The 21,417-nt window shown below is 66.0% G+C and carries 23 protein-coding genes; 7 read left to right on the forward strand and 16 right to left on the reverse strand.

Features of this window, described 5'->3' with window-relative positions:
* Window positions 1-6 precede the first annotated feature (6 nt).
* From BFE01S_RS38140 to mdeB, 5 genes are all read right to left on the reverse strand, one after another.
* On the reverse strand, window positions 7-864 hold the full coding sequence (locus tag BFE01S_RS38140) for a DUF1295 domain-containing protein (protein ID WP_042337415.1): 858 nt from the start codon (window positions 862-864) through the stop codon (window positions 7-9).
* A gap of 141 nt (window positions 865-1,005) precedes the next feature.
* Window positions 1,006-1,758 carry an anti-sigma factor gene (locus tag BFE01S_RS10015; protein ID WP_028225365.1) on the reverse strand — a complete coding sequence of 251 codons (753 nt, stop codon included), beginning with the start codon at window positions 1,756-1,758 and terminating at the stop codon, window positions 1,006-1,008.
* A complete protein-coding gene (locus tag BFE01S_RS10020; RefSeq protein ID WP_028225366.1) occupies window positions 1,755-2,378 on the reverse strand; it encodes a sigma-70 family RNA polymerase sigma factor in 624 nt (207 codons plus the stop codon). Before BFE01S_RS10020 ends, BFE01S_RS10015 begins: the two co-directional genes overlap by 4 nt.
* A gap of 163 nt (window positions 2,379-2,541) precedes the next feature.
* Window positions 2,542-3,348: a YkgJ family cysteine cluster protein gene (locus BFE01S_RS38145; RefSeq protein WP_084169693.1), complete on the reverse strand. Its 807-nt coding sequence runs from the start codon at window positions 3,346-3,348 to the stop codon at window positions 2,542-2,544.
* A 166-nt stretch (window positions 3,349-3,514) separates the two neighbouring features.
* Complete coding sequence (mdeB, locus tag BFE01S_RS10030; protein WP_028225367.1) at window positions 3,515-6,244, reverse strand: alpha-ketoglutarate dehydrogenase; 2,730 nt, start codon at window positions 6,242-6,244, stop codon at window positions 3,515-3,517.
* Between the two features lie 150 nt (window positions 6,245-6,394).
* Between mdeB and BFE01S_RS10035 the strand changes: the two genes are divergently transcribed.
* Entirely contained in the window at window positions 6,395-6,931 is a 537-nt protein-coding gene (locus BFE01S_RS10035) for an Lrp/AsnC family transcriptional regulator (protein WP_028225368.1), read from the forward strand.
* An 82-nt stretch (window positions 6,932-7,013) separates the two neighbouring features.
* Here the strand turns inward: BFE01S_RS10035 and BFE01S_RS10040 are convergent, their stop codons facing one another.
* Window positions 7,014-8,132, reverse strand: coding sequence for an MBL fold metallo-hydrolase (locus tag BFE01S_RS10040; protein ID WP_028225369.1), 1,119 nt, complete (start codon window positions 8,130-8,132; stop codon window positions 7,014-7,016).
* Window positions 8,133-8,214: 82 nt separating this feature from the next.
* On the opposite strand from BFE01S_RS10040, the gene BFE01S_RS10045 reads away from it, so the two are divergent.
* Window positions 8,215-8,829, forward strand: a complete 615-nt coding sequence (locus BFE01S_RS10045) for a TetR/AcrR family transcriptional regulator (RefSeq protein ID WP_028225370.1) — start codon at window positions 8,215-8,217, stop codon at window positions 8,827-8,829.
* Window positions 8,830-8,874: 45 nt separating this feature from the next.
* Here BFE01S_RS10045 and BFE01S_RS10050 read toward each other — a convergent pair whose 3' ends face one another.
* From BFE01S_RS10050 to BFE01S_RS10080, 7 genes are all read right to left on the reverse strand, one after another.
* Window positions 8,875-9,255, reverse strand: a complete 381-nt coding sequence (locus tag BFE01S_RS10050) for a VOC family protein (RefSeq protein ID WP_042337416.1) — start codon at window positions 9,253-9,255, stop codon at window positions 8,875-8,877.
* Window positions 9,256-9,372: 117 nt separating this feature from the next.
* Complete coding sequence (gene cuyB / locus BFE01S_RS10055; protein WP_028225372.1) at window positions 9,373-10,779, reverse strand: cysteate racemase; 1,407 nt, start codon at window positions 10,777-10,779, stop codon at window positions 9,373-9,375.
* A complete protein-coding gene (locus BFE01S_RS10060; protein ID WP_028225373.1) occupies window positions 10,776-12,059 on the reverse strand; it encodes a dicarboxylate/amino acid:cation symporter in 1,284 nt (427 codons plus the stop codon). Before BFE01S_RS10060 ends, cuyB begins: the two co-directional genes overlap by 4 nt.
* Before the next feature lie 194 nt (window positions 12,060-12,253).
* Window positions 12,254-13,162: a LysR substrate-binding domain-containing protein gene (locus BFE01S_RS10065; RefSeq protein WP_028225374.1), complete on the reverse strand. Its 909-nt coding sequence runs from the start codon at window positions 13,160-13,162 to the stop codon at window positions 12,254-12,256.
* A 73-nt stretch (window positions 13,163-13,235) separates the two neighbouring features.
* Entirely contained in the window at window positions 13,236-13,520 is a 285-nt protein-coding gene (locus BFE01S_RS10070; protein ID WP_028225375.1) for a hypothetical protein, read from the reverse strand.
* A gap of 162 nt (window positions 13,521-13,682) precedes the next feature.
* Window positions 13,683-13,985, reverse strand: coding sequence for a DUF4148 domain-containing protein (locus BFE01S_RS10075; RefSeq protein ID WP_042337417.1), 303 nt, complete (start codon window positions 13,983-13,985; stop codon window positions 13,683-13,685).
* A 334-nt stretch (window positions 13,986-14,319) separates the two neighbouring features.
* The gene (locus BFE01S_RS10080) at window positions 14,320-14,550 is read right to left on the reverse strand and encodes a hypothetical protein (protein WP_042337418.1); all 231 of its coding nucleotides are present in this window, start codon (window positions 14,548-14,550) and stop codon (window positions 14,320-14,322) included.
* A gap of 214 nt (window positions 14,551-14,764) precedes the next feature.
* Between BFE01S_RS10080 and BFE01S_RS10085 the strand changes: the two genes are divergently transcribed.
* The gene (locus BFE01S_RS10085) at window positions 14,765-15,088 is read left to right on the forward strand and encodes a hypothetical protein (protein ID WP_028225378.1); all 324 of its coding nucleotides are present in this window, start codon (window positions 14,765-14,767) and stop codon (window positions 15,086-15,088) included.
* Between the two features lie 175 nt (window positions 15,089-15,263).
* On the opposite strand, the gene BFE01S_RS10095 is transcribed toward BFE01S_RS10085, so the two are convergent.
* From BFE01S_RS10095 to BFE01S_RS10105, 3 genes are read right to left on the reverse strand one after another with little or no spacing between them, the layout of a single operon-like run.
* Window positions 15,264-16,040, reverse strand: coding sequence for an amino acid ABC transporter ATP-binding protein (locus tag BFE01S_RS10095; protein ID WP_028225379.1), 777 nt, complete (start codon window positions 16,038-16,040; stop codon window positions 15,264-15,266).
* The gene (locus BFE01S_RS10100) at window positions 16,037-16,717 is read right to left on the reverse strand and encodes an amino acid ABC transporter permease (RefSeq protein ID WP_028225380.1); all 681 of its coding nucleotides are present in this window, start codon (window positions 16,715-16,717) and stop codon (window positions 16,037-16,039) included. The genes BFE01S_RS10095 and BFE01S_RS10100 overlap by 4 nt, the downstream gene beginning before the upstream one ends.
* A gap of 18 nt (window positions 16,718-16,735) precedes the next feature.
* Window positions 16,736-17,515, reverse strand: coding sequence for an amino acid ABC transporter substrate-binding protein (locus tag BFE01S_RS10105; protein WP_028225381.1), 780 nt, complete (start codon window positions 17,513-17,515; stop codon window positions 16,736-16,738).
* Between the two features lie 396 nt (window positions 17,516-17,911).
* Between BFE01S_RS10105 and BFE01S_RS10115 the strand changes: the two genes are divergently transcribed.
* From BFE01S_RS10115 to BFE01S_RS10130, 4 genes are read left to right on the forward strand one after another with little or no spacing between them, the layout of a single operon-like run.
* Window positions 17,912-18,988, forward strand: a complete 1,077-nt coding sequence (locus tag BFE01S_RS10115) for an LLM class flavin-dependent oxidoreductase (protein ID WP_028225382.1) — start codon at window positions 17,912-17,914, stop codon at window positions 18,986-18,988.
* A 34-nt stretch (window positions 18,989-19,022) separates the two neighbouring features.
* Window positions 19,023-19,211 (forward strand): hypothetical protein, encoded by a 189-nt coding sequence (locus BFE01S_RS10120; RefSeq protein WP_028225383.1) that lies wholly within the window; start codon window positions 19,023-19,025, stop codon window positions 19,209-19,211.
* Window positions 19,211-19,807 (forward strand): cysteine dioxygenase family protein, encoded by a 597-nt coding sequence (locus tag BFE01S_RS10125; protein WP_028225384.1) that lies wholly within the window; start codon window positions 19,211-19,213, stop codon window positions 19,805-19,807. Before BFE01S_RS10120 ends, BFE01S_RS10125 begins: the two co-directional genes overlap by 1 nt.
* Window positions 19,804-21,414, forward strand: coding sequence for a rhodanese homology domain-containing protein (locus BFE01S_RS10130; RefSeq protein WP_028225385.1), 1,611 nt, complete (start codon window positions 19,804-19,806; stop codon window positions 21,412-21,414). Before BFE01S_RS10125 ends, BFE01S_RS10130 begins: the two co-directional genes overlap by 4 nt.
* The last annotated feature ends 3 nt before the right edge of the window (window positions 21,415-21,417 follow it).

The raw sequence follows: 21,417 nt of genomic DNA on the forward strand, positions 1-21,417 counted from the left end.
GGCTCCTCATGGGCGGTCCTGGGATTCGTCTCGCTCTTGTGCGGCGTCGCCATGGCGGCGCGGGAGGCCGCCCGGCGGCGAGGCGGCGGCGCGCCGCACGGGCCACGGCACGAACGCGCTCGTGGTCGCCATGTATTCGCGGTAGCCGGCGCGCGTGTGGACGAGCCGCGCTTCGAGCAGCGGCACGCCGGACAGCTTGAGCAGGAGCCACGCCATCGCGCACGGCGGCACAAGCGTGAGCCACCCCCACGGCTGGCCGGCCGACCAGACGGTGTAGGCGCACCAGTGCAGGGTTTCGAAGAAGTAGTTCGGATGACGCGAGTAGCGCCACCAGCCGCGCGTGCAGACGAGCCCGCGGTTGGCGGGATCGGCAAGATGGCTGCGCAGTGCGCGGTCGGCGGCGGCTTCGCCCGCAAGCGCCGCGAAGCCGATCCCCAGCGCGCCGACGATGGCCGGAATGGCGGGCGTTTGCGGCTGCCAGGCGGGCACGAAGAAAGCGATCGACAGTACGATCGAGATCACCGCCTGCAGCATGAAAAAGCCGAGCATCCGGCGCGGTGCGGCCTCGCCCCAGCGCTCGCGCAGCGCGGCGTAGCGCGCGTCTTCCGGGCCGCGGCAATTGCGGCGCCACAAATGGACGCCGAGGCGCAGCCCCCACGCACCGCCGCCCAGCGCCACCGCCAACCGGTTCAACGGCGCGCCGGGGCCGACCGCGGCGGCAAACACCGCGACGCCGCCGAGCGTCAGCGCCCAGACCGGGTCGATCATGCCCGCGTTGCCCGTGCGTCGCTGGACGAGCCAGACGGCGGCGAACGCGATAACGAGCGCAGCAAAGGCGAGCGCGACAGCAGGGACGGCCGGCATATGGGCTCCGTGGGGCTCCGTGCGGAGACTAATGCCGGTAATTACGAGCGAGAGGTCAAAACGGATGCAGCCGGATACGGGATCGCCCGCCAACCGGGCGCCGCGTCGAGGCGATCTTCGCTGCCGGGTGCCCGCGAGACCTCAGGCCGTTGCGTGCATCGGTCCCGTCGCGACGACCGGGCCGGTCGGCTGGCCCGTGGGCGAGCCGCCGGGCGGTTCGATCGAGACCGCCAGCACCGCGCGCGCGCTCAATTGCGCGACGACGGCGGGAGGCAGGCTCATGCGGGCGGGCGCATCGGCGGGGAAAACACCGAGCGCGATGGGCTTTTCGCCGGGCGGGATCAGCCAGAGTTCGGTCGCGCGGTCTGCGCGGATCGCCGGCTTCACGGCGGGCACGATGACCATTTCGCTGCGCCGGAGATCGACGGTCGCCGTCCAGTGCGCGACGCCATCCGGGCGCGCGAGCGTCGCCACCATGTAGGTGCCGGCCGGTGCCAGCGCCACCGGCGTGGCCGGCGCGGGACCACGCGCCTCCCGCAGCACGACGACGTTGACGATCGCGAGCGCGACGGCCGCCATGCTCGCGCCTACGCCTACCACGCGCCACAGGCGCAGGTTGCTCCACCACGCGAGCGCCGCGGGCGGCGGCGTGTCGCGCGCAGGCAGGAAACCGAGGTCGCGCTCGATGCGCGTCCACACGCGCGCCGGCACCGCCAGCGGACGAAGATCCCCGGCGAGCGGCGCGAGGCGGTCCTGCCAGCGCTCGATTGCGGCGCGCAGCACGGGATCGGCTTCGGCCGCGCGCTCCACCGCACGACGCTCGTGCGCGTCCAGGACGCCGAGCGCATATTCGGCGCCGCTCAGTTCGGGATCGCGGTCGGCAGGCGTGCTCATCGTTCAAGACACGTTTTGAGTTGCATGAGACTGCGGCGTATCCAGCTTTTCAGCGTGCCGAGCGGCACGCTCATGCGCTCGGCCAGTTCGCTGTAGGTGGCGCCGCTGAAAAACGCTTCGCGCACCGCGCCGCGCTGCGTGTGCTCCAGTTGCTTCAGGCAACGTTCGAGCCGCTGCCTTTCCTCGCTGGCTTCGACCAGCGCGGCGGGCGTGGGGCTGTCGTCCGGCAGGGCGTCGGCAACCGGGTCGTCGAGTTGCGACTCGCGGTGCTGACGCAGGCGGTCGATGGACCGGTTGCGCGCGAGCGTGACGAGCCAGGTCATCGCGCCGCCGCGTGCGGCATCGAAGCGGTCGGCGCGCCGCCAGGCGGTCGTGAAAACCTCCTGAAGCAGGTCCTCCGCTTCGCCGCGGTCTTGAACCATGCGCACGATCACCGCGAACAGGTGGCGGGAGGTCAGGCGGTAGAGTTCGGCGAAGGCCGCCTGATCGCCGCGGGCCGTCGCCTCGAGTAGTTCGTTCAGGCGCGCGCGCCGGACGGCGTCGAGCGCTTCGGCGCGCGAGGCGCCGCGTCCAGGCGCAACCGCATCGTCTTCGTGGACTCCGCCGGACGAATCGCTCATGCGGGGAATGGGGCGTGGGGAGCCCATAGTCAGGAATTCCGACGAATATAGCATCGTCAGCCTCGGGTGTGCCGACGCGTGGCATCGGCGCGGCGCGCAGGGTTGGGCAGCAATGCCTTCATATACGGAGCGGAAGATACAACGGACGCACGCCGATGCCGGTTCAATCGGCCGCGTAGAACGGCAAATACTCCATGGCGCCCGAGATGCCCGAGATGCCCGAGATGTCCGAGAACTCCGGTACGACGCGTGCGCCGATCTCGCCGAGCACGGCACGGGTCGCCGAACGATTGCTGACGAGGCCCCACTCCACCGGTTCTGCGTAACCCGCTGCGCTTTCGCGGGACGCTACGCGCGCAGCGGTCAACGCATCCAGCAACTTCTCCCCAGGCGGGGAATGAATCGCGTATCCCTCGTTAGCAAGCGCAGCGGTCGAGATGGACAGCGCGGCACAGACCTGTGCCTTCGCGCCCAGGTCTTTCACGTCCCACTCTCTCGATTGCGCAATGGTGCGGGCCAATCCGGCATCGGCAAGCGTCTCGCCGATGAGGAAAACCGGCTTGTCCGCCCCCCACGCCTCCGGAGGGCACAGCTTGCCCGCGGGATTCAAGGCGATGAACGGATTGGCCTCGGCCGGGTAGATGCGGCATGTCCGCGGCCGACGCTCGTAGGCGCCGCAGCGCAGATCGGCTTGCAGATGGGGACAGGGGCCGTCGAACGAAGCGACCAGCGTGGCCACGATGCGCACCGGCAACTCGCCGCTCTGCGCCGGAAACGAGCGCCCTTTCTTGTGCCTCGCCTGAAGATTGTCGGGCGCCGGCTCATCCGGCCACGGTATCGCTTCGCAGAAGAGCTTCACCTCGCCGCCATCGCGAAGCCAGATGATCGCTTCGTCCACACTCAGCGGAAGCCGCAGGTCGTGACAACATTTTCCACACTGCGTACAGGCAAAGCGAAGGGGATGACTCATCGGGGGTACGGTTCGATTGCGGTGCTGCCGGCGCCGGCTCGCCTCTGTGCAAAATCAGGCACTACGTCCAGCCGGCGCGTTGCCCGGCCGGACGTGGCCTCGAACAGTACTCGCTCGCCGGCGGGCCGTCAATGACGCGCGCCGGCAAGCCTGCCGCAGCGGGGTGTCAGCGCTCCCACGGCCCCTGCGGATGGGGCGTCTGCCTTTCGTAGCGAGTCATCGCGGCACGCACGACGTCGCGCCCGATTGCCCCTTCGTCCGCCAGTGCCTTGAGCGCCGCCAGCGCGATCGACACCCGGTCCACTTCGAAGAAGGCCCGCAACGCCGCCCGGGTATCGCTGCGGCCGAAGCCGTCCGTGCCGAGCGTCACGTAGCGCTGCGGCACGAATGCGCGTATCAGTTCCGGCACCGCGCGCACATAGTCGCTGGCCGCCACCACCGGCCCGCGTGCGGCGCAGAGCGCCTGGCTGACGTAGGCCGAGACCTCGCCCTCACCTGGATCTGCGCTCAGGCGCGCAGCGCGTTCGGCCGCAATACCGTCGCGGTGCAGTTCGGTGAAGCTCGTCACGCTCCACACGGCCGCGTCGATATTCCAGTCGTGCTTGAGGAGGCGCGCCGCCTCCCGCACCTCGCCCAGAATCGCGCCCGCACCCAGCAACTGGACCTGCGCCGCCGCGGGCGCCACGCCGTCGAGCGCATACATGCCCTTCAGCACGCCTTCGCGAATCGCCGCAAAATCGCCGCCGGCCCCCGCGGGCACGGAAGGCTGCGCGTAGTTCTCGTTCGTGACGGTGAGGTAATAAAACACGTCTCGTTGCCGCTCGATCATCTCGTGCATGCCTTCGTCGACGATGATCGCCGCCTCGTAGGCAAACGCGGGATCGTAGGCACGGCAGTTCGGCACCGTCGATGCGCCCAGATGGCTCGTGCCGTCCTGGTGCTGAAGCCCTTCGCCGCCGAGCGTGGTGCGCCCCGCCGTTGCCCCGATCAGAAAGCCGCGGGCGCGCTGGTCCGCCGCGGCCCAGATCAGGTCGCCGATGCGCTGAAAGCCGAACATCGAGTAGTAGAGATAGAACGGCACCATCGTCAGGTCGTGGACGCTGTACGCGGTCGCCGCCGCGATCCACGAGGAGATGGCGCCCGCCTCCGAAATCCCCTCTTCGAGAATCTGCCCCGTCGTATCCTCGCGGTAGTACAGCATCGAACCGCGATCCTCTGGTTCGTACAACTGACCAATCGGCGAATAGATGCCGACCTGACGAAACAGATTAGCCATGCCGAACGTGCGCGCCTCGTCCGCCACGATGGGCACGATGCGCGGCCCCAGCGCAGCGTCCTTGAGCAGATTGCCGAGCATGCGCACGACGGCCATGGTCGTGGACATCTCCTTGTCCCCGGCCTGCAGCGCGAATTGCCCCCAGGCGGGCATCGCCGGCACGGCAGGCGCCTGCGATGCCGCTCTCCGCCTTCTGGGCAGATAGCCTCCCAGGGCAGCCCGGCGTGCATGCAGGTATTGCATTTCCGGGCTGTTCTGCGCAGGTTGGTAGAATTCGAGCTGCTCGACATCCTCGTCGGAGAGCGGCAGCCGGAAGCGGTCGCGGAAGGCCTTGAGCTGCTCCACGTCCAGCTTCTTCTGTTGATGCGTCGTCATGCGCCCCTGGCCGATCGAGCCCATGCCGAAGCCCTTCATCGTCTTCGCGAGAACAACGGTCGGCTGGCCCGTGTGCCGCATTGCCGCGTCGTAAGCCGCGTGCAGTTTGCGCACGTCGTGGCCGCCGCGGCGCAGACGGTCGATGTCGTCGTTCGAGAGCGACGCGGCGAGCGCCGCCAGTTCCGGGCTCTGGCCGAAGAAGCGCTCGCGGTTGTACGCGCCGTCATTGGCGGAGAAGGTCTGGAACTGGCCGTCCACGGTGTTCGCGAAGGCGCGCAGGAGCGCGCCCGTGCGATCGCGGGCGAACAGCGCGTCCCAGTCCGAACCCCACAGCACCTTGATGACGTTCCAGCCCGCGCCCGCGAACTGGGCTTCGAGTTCGTCGACGATGCGGCCGTTGCTGCGCACCGGACCGTCGAGCCGCTGCAGGTTGCAGTTGATCACGAACACCAGATTGTCGAGCCCCTCGCGCGCCGCGAGCGAGAGCGCCCCGATCGATTCGGGTTCGTCCATCTCGCCGTCGCCGAAGAAGCCCCACACCTTGCGCGCTTTCGTTTCGAGCAGGCCGCGATTGCCCAGGTAGCGCATGAAGCGCGCCTGGTAAATCGCGTTGATGGGACCGATGCCCATGGAGCCGGTGGGAAACTGCCAGAAGTCCGGCATGAGCCACGGATGCGGATACGAACACAAGCCCGGGCCACCGATCTCGCGCCGGTAATGTTCGAGGTGCGTTTCGTCGAGAAAGCCTTCGAGAAAGGCACGCGCATAGACGCCGGGCGACGAATGCGGCTGGAAATACACGAGATCGCCGCCATGCTCGTGCTGCGCGCCGCGAAAGAAGTGATTGAAGCCCACTTCGAACAGATCGGCGGCGGAGGCGTAGCTCGCAATGTGGCCGCCCAGTTCGCCGTAGGCGCGATTCGCGCGCACCACCATGGCAAGTGCGTTCCAGCGCAACGCGGCGGAGAGCCGCTCTTCGATGTCGAGGTCGCCCGGATACGGCGGTTGCTGCGCCACGCTCAGGGTGTTCGCATAAGGCGTCACGCTCGCGCGTGCCGGTGCGATTCCGCGCGCGCCCGCCTGTGCCGCGAGCCGGTCGAACAGGTACTGCGCACGCGCGGTGCCGGCGTGATGCAGCACGCCGTCGAGCGCGTCGAGCCATTCGGCGGTCTCCTGCGGATCGCTATCCTCGGCCGCCCGCTCATGGGCCCGCATCCATTGAGTACCGCTCGACAAATCCGTCATGACGCGACTCCGGCTCCAGGTGAACTGCGTGTGAACGACAGGATCAGCTTACCTGTGGGTGTGCAGAATTTGCGTCTGTTTTGCGGGCAGCCTCGTTTTCGTATAGTGTATTTATTCCGGAATTTTCCCCATTCAAGGAATATTTGCACCATGAGCGCCGAAAAGCCCGCCGGGCGGCGTCTGGACCGCATCGACATTGCGATCCTGCAGCAGCTCCAGCAGAACGCGCGCATTACCAATGCCGAACTCGCACGGGCCGTGAACCTCTCGCCCACGCCCTGCTTCAACCGCGTGCGCGCACTGGAAAAGCTCGGGCTCTTTCGCCAGCAGGTGACATTGCTCGACGCGGATGCGCTCGGTCTGCACCTGAACGTGTTTATTCAGGTGAGCCTCGAAAAACAGGTGGAAGATGCGCTGCGCCGCTTCGAGCAGGCCGTGGGCGAGCGCCCGGAAGTGATGGAGTGCTATCTGATGACGGGCGACGCAGACTATCTGCTGCGCGTGGTCGTGCCGGACATGCAGAGCCTCGAGCGTTTCATCGTGCAATGGCTGACGAAGATCCCGGGCGTATCGAATATCCGCTCCAGCTTCGCACTGAAGCAGGTGCGCTACAAGACGGCGCTGCCGCTGCCGGCAACCGGCCTGACGCTCGCGGAGCGCGACGCGCAGCCCGACGACTGGGTTTAGCCGGGGCGCGCATCTTGCGCGCGCTCCTGCAACCCGAGCCGCTCGTTCATCCGGCGCCGCGGCCGGCCGTACGCTGCGCGTCTCAGGGCGCGGAACGCCCGGCGCGCCGGCACATCCAGGCGCGTGCCGGTGCCTCGGCCGCCGTGGCCACGTTGCGCCACCAGCTCTCGCCCCGGCGCGGCGAGCCGAGATCCAGCCGCTCGCCCATGCGCGGCGTCGCGAGGTCGATCGCACGCGCCGCGGCCAGTTCCGTCACGCGCTCGAACGGCTCCTGCCAGCGGTGCATCGCGAGGTCGAACGTGCCGTTGTGCACCGGCATGAGCCAGCGTCCGCGCAGATCGACATGCGCCTGCACGGTCTCTTCAGGCTGCATATGCACATAAGGCCATTGCTCGTTGTAGGCGCCCGTTTCGAGCATCGTCACGTCGAACGGGCCAAAGCGCTCGCCGATCTCGCGAAAGCCGTCGAAATAGCCCGTATCGCCGCTGAAGAACAAACGCAGATCGTCTTCGACGATCACCCACGACGCCCACAGCGTGCTGTTGCCGTCGTAGAGGCTGCGCCCCGAAAAATGCTGCGCGGGCGTGGCCGTGAACGACACGCCGTCGATCTGCGTGCCCTCCCACCAGTCGAACTGATGCACTTTGGCCGCATCGACGCCCCACTCGATCAGGCGGTCGCCCACGCCGAGCGGCGTCAGGAACACGCCCGTCGTCGCGGCAAGCGCGCGCACCGTGTCGCGGTCCAGGTGGTCGTAGTGATCGTGCGAAAGCATCACGCCGCGCAGCGGCGGCAACGCGTCGAGCGCGATGGGCGGCGCGTGAAAGCGCTTCGGGCCGAGATGGCGAAACGGCGAGGCACGCTCCGCGAACACGGGGTCGGTCAGCCAATACTGGCCGCGCAGTTTGAGCAGTAGGGTCGAATGGCCGAGCCGGTAAAGGCTGCGGTCCGGCGCGGCATCGAGCGTGGCGCGCGTGAGACGCTCCATGGGCAGGGTTGCCGCCGGCGTCGTGCCGCGCGGCTTGTTGAACAGCATGTTCCAGGCAATGCGCAGGGTGTTGCCGGCCGGCTCGACCGGGCGCGGCTTGACGTTGCGAAAGCGCGCGCCGTCGTGCTGCGGCGAAACGCCGAACCGGGCGCGCGAGCGTTCGGCGGTGACAAGACCCAAAGTGCGGCGCAGATAATCGGTCAGCGATACCATGGAAGGAGTCCGGCGGAATAAGTACACTGCACAGTGTAGTGTATTTTTGAGAAAAGTAAACTCCCCGGTGTAAAATCAGCATATGGAATCGAGCACCGCCCCCCAACGCCTGACCGACCGCAAGCGCGCCGCCATCGTGGAAGCGGCCATCGAGGAATTTCTCGCGGCCGGCTTCGAGGCAACCAGCATGGACCGCATTGCGGCGCGTGCGTGCGTCTCGAAGCGCACGGTCTACAACCACTTCCCGAGCAAAGAAGCGCTGTTCGAAGCGATCATGCTGCAGCTCTGGGACGCGAGCCACGCCACGGACACCTCCCCCTGGCGCGCCGGCGAGCCCCTGCGCCCACAACTGGTCGAACTCCTGATGCGCAAGCTGCGCCTGCTGAACGACGCGTCGTTTCTCTCGCTGGCGCGCATGGCGATCGCGACGGCCATGCACGCGCCGGAGCGCGCGAACGACATGGTGACGCGCATGGGCGAGCGCGAGGAGGATTTGACGGTCTGGATCCGCGCAGCCACGGCAGCCGGGAGGCTCAACATCGACGACCCGCTGTTCGCCTCGCAGCAGTTGCAGGGGCTCGTGAAGGCGTTTGCCTTCTGGCCGCAGGTGGCCATGGGCAAGGCGCCGCTTGACGAGGACGAACAGAGGAAGGTGGCAGAAGCGGCCGCCGACATGTTTCTGGCACGCTATGCGTGAGGAGAAACGGGGAGGCGGCTTTCGGGGTAGCGCGTCCGGGAGGCGTCAATCCCGATGGGAAAGCTGAAACACATTCCCTTCGGGGTCCTCTCCATCGCATAGCAGATACGGAAACCCCTCATAGCGCTTGGGCTCGCGCATCGATACCCCGGCAGACGACAAACTCCGGCACAGCGCCTCCAGCCCCGTATCGATAGAAAAGACCAGCTTCGCGTTGCTATGCGGCCCGCGTGGCGTTGCCGACCGATACGCCTCGCCCACGCGATGCAGCGCCAGCTCCACGCCGCCCACATCGAGCACGGCCCATTCGCCTTCGATCTCCTCTACCGCTGGAAAGCCGAAGTGCGTCTGATAAAACGACTTCAGCAACGACACATCGTGCACGTACAGGATCAGGCGAGACAGACGCGCGAGCGGGGTGGTCATCTACGGTCTCCAGACACGGTGGCTTTTGGGTTGGATCGTTTTCGGGTTGGCCATACCTCGGTGGCCGTCCCGGCACTCTAGCAAAGAAGCGCGATCCAGACGCGCAGCCCGGCCGCGCTACCCCCGCGCACCCGTCGCACGGGCAACGCATTGCCGCGCGAGCACATCGGTCGGGTCGATCAACCTCACGCGCGCCCGTCTGCCGACGAACGTCTCCTGCGGCAGCAGCAGGGGAAGTTCGGTGCAGCCCAGTATCACGGCCTCGACGCCCGCCTCGATCAAGCCCTCCAGCGCGGCGGCGACATCGTCCTGGCACGGCCCCGTCGTATGGCCCGCCTTGACGCCCTGAACCCCGTAGATCGCCGCCATCACGCGCGCCTGCAATGCCGGCTCCGGCACGATCTGGCGCAGCCCCTCTCGTTCGAGCGCCTTGCCGTATACGCCGCTCTCGATCGTGCCCGAAGTGGCCAGCACGCCCACCTCGCGCAGCGACGGAAACGTCTCGCGCAGATAGCGCACCGTGACGCTCAGCATGTTGACGATCGGAATCGCGAGGTAGGGCTGAATGCGCTCCACGAACGCATGGGCCGTATTGCACGGAATGGCGATGACGTCTGCGCCGCCCTCCTCCAGCCGCTTGCAGGTGGCGTAGAGCGAGACGGTAGGATCGGCACCGTGGCCGATCAGGTTTTCGGTCCGGTCGGGAATCTGCGGATTCTGCTCCACCAGCAGCTTGATGTGATCCTGATCGCGCTGTGCCTGGGTGTTGCGCACGATCTTCTGGAGAAAATCGACAGTGGCTGCCGGGCCCACGCCACCCAGCACGCCGACCTTGAACGCCGGTAACGCAGGCTCGCAGCGGCCCGACAACGCGTACTGTGCATAGACGAGCGGCACGTCGATCAACGGCACGGAAAGCGCACGGCTTTCATCCCTGCCGTCCACGCGGTCCACCGCGCTCAACGCGCGCACGCCGGGCACGATAACCTGCGCGCCTTGCTCGACGAGGCGCGCGCAGGCCAGCGCCCGCGTCGCACGCCCGGCGCCCTCTTCGCAACGCGCATGGATCACCTCGAATTCGGGCATCGAGAAGTACCTCTCGAACAACCCGCTTGCGCGCACCGTCTCCGAAACCAATACGCCGATGCGGCGAACGCCCGGAAAAAATTCGCGCACATGCGCACGCACGGCCTCCACCATATCGACGATCGGCAAGCGCGTATTCGCTCTCAGTTCGTCGATAAACGTGTGGCTCGCGAAGCACGGCAACAGCACCGTCGTCGCGCCGCGTCGCTCGAAAACGCGGATCGCATCGAAGATCCGGAGTTTGTGCGCCGTCAACGGCGCCGCATCGCACGCGGGGGCACGCAGCGCAGGCGCCGCGAAAAACGCTTCCGCCTGACCATTGCCGTCCCTGCCCGAATCTTCCCTTAGCAATCCGAACATTTCTTCGGAGCTGGCGAGCGGTTCGATTCCGGCAACCACGCCTGGCCGCTGCCGGCCCCCGTCGTACCGGCCATTCATTGCGCTTCGCCCGGAACCTGGGCGAAAACCGCTGCGCCGGCCTCCTCCTGCACCGGTTCGCGTGCGTCCTCCCACTTCGCGATCACGGCGGTCGCCACGCTGTTGCCGATCACGTTGGTCATGGTACGGCCCATGTCGAGAATCTGGTCGATGGCGAGCACCATGGCCACCCCGGCCGCCGGCAGATGGAACATGGGCGCAACGGCGGCCACCACCACCACGGAGCCGCGCGGCACGCTCGCCATGCCCTTGCTGCTCAGCATCAGCACGAGCAGCATGAAAATCTGCTGCGAAACAGGCATGTCCACGCCAAAGGCCTGCGCGATGAAGATGGCGGCGAACGCCTGGTACATCATCGAGCCGTCCAGATTGAACGCGTAGCCAAGCGGCAGCGTGAAGCCCACCACCTTTTTCGGAACGCCGAACTTCTCCAGTTGCTCGGTCAGGCGCGGATAAGCCGCTTCGCTGCTTGCCGTGGAAAACGCGATCATCGCAGGTTCGCGCACTGCCTTGAGCAGTACGAACGTACGCCGGCCGAGGAACGCATAGCCCACGCCGATCAGAATGACCCACAACAGCGCAAGCCCGAGATAAAACGCACCGATCAGCTTGCCGTACGTGTACAGCACGTCGAGCCCGCGCAGCGTGACCGCCGAGGCGATCGCCCCGAACACGCCAAGCGGCGCAGCCCGCATGACGTAGTGCGTGACGCGCAGCATCACGGGCACCATGCCGTCGATCGCGGCAATGACCACGGCCACGCGCGGGTCGCGCTTGAGTGCGCCGAGGGCCAGACCGAAGAACACCGAGAACACCAGGATCTGCAGAATGTCGTTGCGCGCCATCGCGTCGAGCAGGCTGGTGGGAAATGCGTGGGTCAGCACGTCCCTCGCGTTGAGCGCGGCTGTGTTCAAGCCGGTCACCGTTTCGCCCGGGCCGGCCACCATGTGCAGCCCGGCGCCGGGCTGCAGCGCATTGGCCAGCAACAGCCCGAGCGCGAGCGAAACGAGCGAAGCACCGACGAACCAGCCCACCGAACGCAGGCCAATGCGGCCCACATCCTGCCCGCTGTCCATGCCCGCAAGCCCCGAAACGAGCGTGACGAACACAAGCGGTGCGATGATCATCTTGATGAGCCGCAGGAAGATATCGGTGACGATCGAGAAGTCGCCCGCGATGGCTTTCAGCGTGGCAGGATCGGCGGCGGTGTGGCACGCGTAGCCCGTGGCCACGCCCAGCAGCATGCCGATGCCGATATTCAATGTGAGGCGATTTTTCATGTCCGTCCTTCAGTGGCCCGTTCGATGACCCGGTGGCAGCATGGCGGCGCCATGCTCGCGAAGAAACCGGACGCGACGCCGTAAAGGGCATCGCGCCGAAGTCAGAGCGGATGGTAGAGAGGGACAGAAAAACGTTGATGCCGGTGCGGTATGCGCGTATGCGAAACCCGCATAAGCCGGGAAAACCCTGGCGCTCAGCCCGGCGCGGCGGTACGGAAGTGCTGCCAGAGCGTATCGAGGAATTCGCTGCGGTTGGAGACGTCACGATACGCACGCAGCTCGACATCGAGGTTCCAGCCGCTGGGGCCGGCCGGCACGAGCTCGCCCGCAGCGAGTTCCGCGGCAATCGCGCTCTTCGGCAGCCACGCAATGCCCTCGCCTTCCATCACCAGCTTCTTGAGCACTTCCGCCATGTCCGATTCGTAGTGGAGCCGCAGCGCGGGCGTGGTGGCCGCGCGGCCGAGCAGCAACGAAACGCAGCGGCCGAAGTAGCTCGTTTCCGTGTACGAGATGTGAGGCAGGGGCTCTGCCGCGGTGCCCGGCAGCCGGAACCGCGGCGCCGAGCGCGGATTGGGCCGGCTAGCCGGCATGAGCGTATCGATCCCCACGCGCACGTGCTCGTACTTCGCGGGGTCGAGATGCAGCGGAAGTTCCGGGTGGTGATACGCGAACATCAGCTCGCAATTGCCGTTCACGAGCATCAGGATCGAGTCGTGCACGTTCGTCGGCACGACCCGCGCGCGCACTTCGCCGAAGTCGGCGGCGAGCGCCTTGAGCCATGCGGGCAGAAAGTTCAGCGCGATCGTATGGCCCGCGGCGATCTGCAGGCTCTTGCCCGCAATGCGCTGCTCGGTGCGGATGATGGCGCGCGTGTCGAAGAGCTTGCTGAGGATGTCTTCCGCCACCTCGCGAAAGAGCTGGCCGGCAGGCGTGAGCACGGGCGGGAAGCTGCTGCGGTCGATCAGCTCCGCGCCCACCCACTGTTCGAGCGACTGGATCCGCCGGCTAAAACCCGATTGCGTCACGTTGCGGAATTCCGCCGCGCGCGAAAAGCTCTGATACTGAGCGAGGGCGACGAAGTCCTCGATCCATTTGATTTCCATACGCTTCGGGTGCTCGTGCTTGCGGAAGCGCACATTGTACGCTGGCGCCTCGCGCGCCCTGTGCGCCGCACGCTCACGGCGGTGGGGGCACGCCGCCCAGTTGCACCGCCTTCACGGCAGCGGCTTCGATCACGCGATGCGCATCGTGATACGCGTCGCCGGTCAGCGTCTGATAGTCCTTCAGGCATTGCAGGCCCTCTGCAAAAGCACCGCCGCCAATGCACGCGCGCAGCGCAGCGGCTTGCGAAAGCGCCGGATAGCGCGCCTCGGCTTCGTCGAGAAAACCGCGCATGGCGTCGTGCAGATCGTCGTACGTTTGCGCCTGGTTGATGCCGTTGATTCGCTCGTCGGGTGTCATGATTCCACTCCGCGTCGTATCGAAGGAACCAGCATAGCGCAACGTCGGCGAGCGCGTGCCCTTGCCCGTGCCGGGATTGCTGCAGCGCAGTGAAAATCTCCTCTGGTTATTTCGCAATCCAAAACAAACTGCGCGCTGCAAAGCCACCAAATCGCGATGCCGCTACCCGTTGTTCGAAGGCCCGCCGGCCGCGTGCTGCCTCGGCATGCAGTCCCGCGCATATTCGGCGCCCAGCCGGTCGCGCGCGGCGCTGATGTCGGGCGAGTAATTGTCGATGGCCGGGCGATATCCCACCGACTCCAGCTCCGCCATCTCCCGCGCGACATCGGCCTGGGTGAGCGGGCCGTGCGCAGGCTTGAAGGGATAGCTGTTGCACTCTTCGCGCGTGAGGTGCCCGGAGGCGAAGGCGAGAGAACTCCCCGCCATGAGGACGAGCGGCAGCAGCCGCCTGAGCGTTGCGTTCATGATGTGTCTTCCTCCATGTCATGAAACCGGATGCAGCCGCCGCTATGGGTTTTCGATCGGCTGCGTTCCCAGATTAGGCGCAGGCGCTCGACATTCCGGCCTCATTGACGTGAACTTATTGTCATGCTGCTCGCCAACCGCGGCTTTCTCGCACAGTTGTTCTGCCCTGGTTTCGATACGGCGACGGAAATGGGCGCGCGGCTACATCATCATCGGCATCGACATCTTCGCGCTGAGCGGGATTGCCTCTGTCGTGATCTACCGGGGTGACGGGTTTCGACGAAACCGGCGTTTCGCCTCAACCCGGATTGAATAAGGGTTAAACCAACCCTTTCTACTGATGCGTTAATTCCTTCGAACCGGCGCGCGCGAGGCTCAGCAGCACCTGGCTGCCGTCGTTGCGCGCCGCCTCTTCTTTCGAAAACGTCTGCTCGCTATACGCAATCAGCCTGAAGCCGCCGCCCGCGGCACGCGGAACGGTAATGCCCCAATGCCAGCCGCCGTCCTGCTCGAATACGTGCAGGATCGGATCGGCGCTTACCTCCAAGGCTTCTAACGTCGTCATGGCGCATCCTCCCGTCATGGCACGACTGCGCTCACACCGACGCGAACGCACCAATCCAGTCTAGCCGGATTTCGCTGCATTGCAATATGGCCGCCGTTGTAAAAATGTAAATGGGCATTCGCCATAATTTTGAAAAATCCTGGTATCCGGGCGAGATGTGCGACGATCAATGCACGGCAATAGTGAAATGCATGCCGGGATTGACGGGGGTTCTATGAGCAATCATTCGCTCATCTGGGCGGGAGTGCCGCACAACAGTGATGGCGTGGTGTTTCAGGCTCGCATTTTCCACGGGTTTCAACGCTTTCATGTGTCACGCCGCGTATTGGAGGAAGTGTTCGGACTCGAGCGCAAAGCGTCGGACGCGCGGCAACTGGAAGTGTTCTACGCGGTCTTCGCGGAAATTTTGAGCCATGCGCGTGACAAACGTTCGATAGCCGGGTCGGACACCGTTGCGCTCGTGCCCGCCGATTTTCCCACCTGCGACCGGGCAGCCCATGCCGTGCACGCCGGCGCCGGGGCACGCCGTCTGCAGTAGCTTTCGTCAGTTCGGGAACGGCGCGAGCGGCAGCGCCGCTTCGGCAAAGCGCTGCTCGATAAAATCGGGCAGCGTGCGCACGTGAGGCGCCACGCGGCGCGATATAGGGCGTGCGCTGGAAATCACGTGGACGGGCATCTTCGAGCGTTTGCAGCGCGTGCCGGCCAACTTCCGTTCAGGACGCCTTGCGCCACTGCGGCGCCCACGCGCTCTCGGTGAGCGTGGAGACGAACTGCGCGGTTTCCGGCTCGCGCGGCCGCATGAACACGTCCTGCGCACTGCCCGCTTCCACCACGCGGCCGCCGCGCAGAAACACCACGTGGTGCGCAACCGAGGCGGCGAGGCGCAGATCGTGCGTTGCCATCAGCATCGTCATGCCTTCGTCCGCCAGCTTGCGCAGCGTCTCCACGACTTCGCCGGCCAGGCCCGGATCGAGCGCCGAAGTGGGCTCGTCGCACAGCAGCACCTCGGGCGAAGGCGCCAGTGCGCGCGCAATCGCCACGCGCTGCTGCTGTCCGCCCGACAACGTGGCGGGCCACGCATCGGCCTTGTGCGCAATGCCCACCTTCTCCAGCAGCGAGAGTGCGCGCGTGCGGGCGCGGGCCGCGTCCCACTTCTGCACCGTCACGAGCCCTTCCATCACGTTCTGGACCGCCGTGAGATGCGGAAAGAGCTGGAAATTCTGAAACACCATGCCGCTGTGGCGGCGGATCGAGAAAATATCCTGGGTCGAGAGTGTGTACCCGGGTGCGAACGCGAGCCGCGCGTCGCCCACGGCAAGTAAGCCGGCGTCCGGTATTTCGAGCAGGTTCACACAGCGCAGCAGCGTGCTCTTGCCGCTGCCCGATGGACCGATCACGGCCGTGACGCTGCCGCGCGCGAGCGACAGATTCACGTCCGCCAGCACGCGGTGGCCCTGAAAGTGCTTCTCGATGTGTTCGAGCTGGATCATGCGCGGGCCGCCTCGAAGCGTGCGTGCCGGCCAAAACGCTCTTCAAGGCGCCCTTGAGCCGCGGACAGCACCGAGCTGAACAGAAGGTAAATCAATGCGGCCTCGGTATAGAGAATCAGCGGCTCGTAGGTCACGGCCGCAATACGCTGCGCCGCCTGGAAAATCTCGGGCACGGTAAGCACGGCGGCAAGCGACGTGTCCTTGACGAGCGAGATGAACGAATTCGAAAGCGCCGGCAGCGCCACGCGCACGGCCTGCGGCAGAATCACGCGGCGCAGCGCCTGCGCGCGCGTCATGTTGATCGAGTAAGCGGCCTCCCACTGCCCCTTGGGAATCGATTCGATCACGCCACGCACGACTTCGGCGTTATACGCGCCCACATTGAGCGAAAATCCGATGATGGCCGCCGTCAACGGGTCGAGCACGATGCCGATATTCGGGAGTCCGTAGAAAATGACGAAGAGCTGCACCAGCAGCGGCGAGCCGCGAAAGAGCCAGATATAAAAGCGTATCGCGCGGGCCGCCGCCGGCGGCCCGAAAAGACGCAGCAACGCAGCGAAGAACGCGACCGTCACGCCTATCGCAAACGAAGCCAGCGTGAGCGGCACCGTAAAAACCAGCCCCGCGTACAGCAGGGGCCAAAGCGATTGCGCCATCAGATGCAGCCACGCCGGCATGTGCAGGTCCCGCCCAGGTTATTGCGAAATGTCTTTGCCGAAGTACTTCTGCGAAATCTTCGCATAAGTGCCGTCGGCCTTGATATCGGCCAGGGCCTTGTTGATCGCGGCCTGCAGGTCGGGGTTGCCCTTGCGGATCAGCACGCCCGACTGGTCGTCGTCGCTCGACGTATCGGTCGCCGCGATCTTGAGTTTCGCGTCCGGCTTGTGCTTCCTGAAGTCGAGGTACGAGAGTTCGTCGTTGACGGTGGCGTCTACGCGGCCCGAGGTCAGCAGGTCGATCGACTCGTTGAAGCCCTGCACCGGCACCACGTCGGCGCCGTGCGCGGCGGCAAGCTTGCCGAAGTTGCTCGTCAGCGTATTGGCCGACTTCTTGCCCTTGAGGTCGTCGAAGGACTTGATCGTGGTGTTGTCCGAGCGGACGATCAGCACCGCGTGCGTCGAAATGTACGGCGTGGAGAAGTCGTACTTCACCTTGCGCGCGTCGGTAATCGACACTTCATTGACCACGGCGTCGTAACGGTTCACGTCCAGCCCCGCGATCAGGCCGTCCCATTTGCCCTCGACGAATTCCGGCTTCACGCCGAGGCGCTGGGCAATCGCCGTGGCGATGTCCACATCGAAGCCCGTGAGCTTGCCCGATTCGTCGTGGTAGGTGAACGGCGCGTAGGTGCCTTCGGTGCCCACGCGGAACACGCCGGCAGACTTGATCTGCGCGAGTTCGTCGGCCGCGAAGGCGCTCGTGGTGGCCGCGACCTGGAGCAGCGCGACGAGCAGAATGGAGCGAATGGATTTCATGGTCGGGTCCCCGATTCGATTGAGTAGTCCAGCCGGCGGTCCGTAGGGACCATGCCAGAGTTCACGCATTCTACTGACGCGCGTTTGGCGGCCAACCATCGAGTTCCGGTATCGATATGAGCGGCGGGAATTTGCAGGCGGCGGGGCGACTGGAGGTCAGGAATTCTGTCTTAACGTCATTAACTACGTCTCAACAGACGTCATTGCTTATGGCAGCCACTCCGCTTTCAAAGCGCCTTCACGCCGGCCCAGACCATGCTCATGTAGAATATTTATCTGCATTTAATATTTAAACTGCGCATGGACCGGTGCTAGTCTTTTTCGAGTCCGTTGCGCCGCCGGGCGGCGCCCTCTTCGTTTTTGTCGGCGGCCTTCGCCGCCCTCCAGGGAGCCAGCATGAGCGTCGAATTCATCGGCATGATCCAGCAGCGCAAGGTTTCGGAAATTCATTCTCCGCAGGGCCCCGCAATCGACGTCGATTACGTGCGCAGCTTCGCGCAGGCCCACGAGCGCGCGGGCTTCGACCGCATTCTCGTGCCGCACGGCTCGGTCAGCCCGGACGCCACGCTCACGATCGCCTACGCCGCCAGCGTCACCTCGCGCGTGCATTTCATGCTGGCCCATCGCCCGGGTTTCGTCGCACCCACGCTGGCCGCCCGCCAGATCGCCACGCTCGACCACTTTTCGGGCGGCCGCCTTGCCGTGCACTTCATCTCGGGCGGCAGCGACACCGACCAGCGCCGCGACGGCGACTTCCTGAGCCACGACGAGCGCTACGCGCGCACCGACGAATATCTGACGATCCTCAAGCGCATCTGGACCGAAAGCAAGCCGTTCGATCACGATGGCCGCTTCTATCGCTTCGAGCAGGGCTATTCCGAAGTCAAACCGCGCCAGCAGCCGCACGTGCCGATCTACTTCGGCGGTGCCTCCGAGGCCGCGCTCGCGGTGGCGGGCAAGCATGCGGACGTGTACGCGCTGTGGGGCGAATCGAAGCAGCAGGTGGCAGACCTGATCGGCCGGGTGCACGCCGAGGCGGCCAAACATGGGCGCAACGTCCGTTTTTCGGTGTCGTTCCGCCCCATCCTCGCCGATACCGAAAAAGCGGCGTGGGAACGCGCCGAACACATACTCGAAGAAACGCGCCGGCTGCGCGCCGAACAGGGGATCGACAAAGGCGGCCCGCTGCAAAGCGAAGGCGCGCGGCGCCTGCTTGCCGCCGCCGGTGACGGCGTGCGCGCCGACGAGCGCCTCTGGACCGCCGTCGCGAAGGAGATTGGCGGACGCTCGAACTCCACGGCACTCGTCGGCACGCCCGAGCAGGTTGCGCAGACCCTTTCGGAATACTATGCGATCGGTGTCACGACCTTCCTGATCCGAGGCTTCGATCCGTTCGAAGACGCCGTGGATTACGGGCGCGTACTGATTCCCGCTACGCGCGAATTGACCTCCCGCGTGCGCGCCGCTGCGTGACGCGTCATTCTTCCACGCTCCGGCCACCCGCACCATGAGCTCAGTCCTCCTTTCCGGCGCGGCCGCCGACTTCCGGCACGCACCCATCCGCAAGTTCTGGTTCGACGACGAAGCGGCGCCCGCGCGCAGCGTTGCCGAAGAACGCCTGCACCGCCAGGCGCGCCTCGCGTTCGAAAGTCTCTATGCGGGCCTTGTTACACGCGAACCGGAGCTGCTCAACTGATGGCCCTGCACAAACTCCGCCGCTTCGTCGGCACGATTGCGGAACTCGTGGACAAAGCGCCGCCCGAACGCGAACTAATCGAGCACGGCCTCGCCGTCCTGCGCGAACTGGTACGCGAAGACGACTGGCTGCCCGACGCGTTCGCCGTGCCTTCGCACGAGCACTATCAGCAGTACCTGCTGCATGCGGACGCACGCCAGCGTTTCTCGGTGGTGAGCTTCGTGTGGGGGCCGGGGCAGCAAACGCCGGTGCATGATCATACGGTCTGGGGCCTCATTGGCGTGCTGCGCGGCGCCGAATATACGCAACCGTATGCACGCGACGCCAGCGGCGTACTTCATGCGCACGGGCCCGAGATCCTGCTGGCGCGCGGCGCCGTCGAGGCGGTCTCGCCCACCATCGGCGACATCCACCGCGTGCGCAATGCGTACGACGACCGTGCCTCCATCAGCATCCATGTGTATGGGGCCAACATCGGTGCGGTACGCCGCTCGACCTGGCAGGCCGATGGGCACACGAAGCCCTTTATCTCCGGCTACTCGAACACCGTCCTCCCCAATCTCTGGGATCTCAGCAAGGAATCCGCCGTCTCATGAAGTCATTCCCCACGCGCACGTATGCGGAAGTCCGCGATGCCCTGCTCGCCCGCCGAGAAATCGCACTGCTCGACGTGCGCGAAGAAGATCCGCACGCGCAAAGCCATCCGCTCTTCGCCGCGAACCTGCCGCTCGCGAAACTCGAACTCGAAGCCTGGACCCGGCTGCCGCGGCGCAGCGTGCCGATCGTGCTGCTCGACAACGGCGAAGGCTTCGCGCAGCGCGCAGCGGAAAAACTCGACGCGCTCGGCTACGCCAACATCGCGCTGCTCGAAGACGGCCTCGCAGGCTGGATCCGCGCGGGCGGCGAGATCTTTCGCGACGTGAACGTGCCGAGCAAGGCCTTCGGCGAGTTCGTGGAATCACAGCGCCACACGCCCTCGCTTTCCGCCGAAGCAGTGGACGCACTGCTCGCAAGCGGCGAGCCTGCAGTCGTGCTCGATGCGCGCCGCTTCGACGAATACCAGACCATGAACATTCCGGGCAGCATCAGCGTGCCGGGCGCGGAACTCGTGCTGCGCGCCCGGGCGCTGGCGCCCGATCCCGCGACGCGCGTGATCGTGAACTGTGCGGGGCGCACGCGCAGCATCATCGGCACGCAGTCGCTCGTCAACGCCGGCCTGCCGAACCCCGTGGCCGCACTGCGCAATGGCACGATAGGCTGGACGCTCGCGGGCCAGACACTCGAACACGGCAGCACACGGCAGTTCGACCCGCAGGCAGGCAGAGACGCAACCACGCTCGCGCCGTCGCGCGAGGCCGCCCGCACGCTTGCCGACCGCGCAGGCGTAGGCCGCACGACGCTCGACGACGCCGCGCGCTGGGCCAGCGATGCGACGCGCACCACCTATCGCTTCGACGTGCGTACGCCAGCCGAATACGAAGCCGCCCATGCACCGGGTTTTCGGGGCGCCCCGGGCGGGCAACTTGTTCAGGAAACCGAAATGTTTGCACCGGTGCGCGGCGCGCGCGTGGCGCTCTTCGACGACGACGGCGTGCGCGCGAACATGACCGCGTCATGGCTCGCGCAAATGAACGTGGACGTGTACGTGGTGGACGAGACACGCACCGGCGACCTGAGCGAACGCGGCCCGTGGCAGGCGCCGCGGCCGGACGTCCCATCATCCATCGATTCGATCACACCTGAAGCGCTCGCCGCACGTCTTGCGCAAGCGGACCACGGCACCGTGATTCTCGACTTCACGTCGAGCGCCAGTCACGTGAAGGCGCACATCCCGGGCGCCTGGTGGACGTTGCGCTCGCACGTCGCGCCCCGCTTTGGTGACCTGCGCGCGTTGCCCGACGCGAAGCGCTATGTGGCCGTGTGCATGACCAATGCGCTCGCGCCGTATGCCGCGCCCGAGGTTGCCGCGCTCACCGGCAAGCCGGTCGAAGTCCTGGAAGGCGGCACGGCGGCGTGGATCCGCGCCGGACTGCCCGTCGAAAGTGGTGACGCGCGGCTCGCTTCGCCGCGTATCGATCGCTACCAGCGCCCTTACGAAGGCACCGACAACGCGCGCGAAGCCATGAACGCGTACCTGGAATGGGAGTATGGTCTGGTCGAACAACTGGAGCGCGACGGCACGCACGGCTTCTTCGTGATCTGAACG

Origin of the sequence: Paraburkholderia ferrariae NBRC 106233 (genome assembly GCF_000685035.1) — a bacterium.
GTDB classification, from domain to species: Bacteria; Pseudomonadota; Gammaproteobacteria; order Burkholderiales; family Burkholderiaceae; genus Paraburkholderia; species Paraburkholderia ferrariae.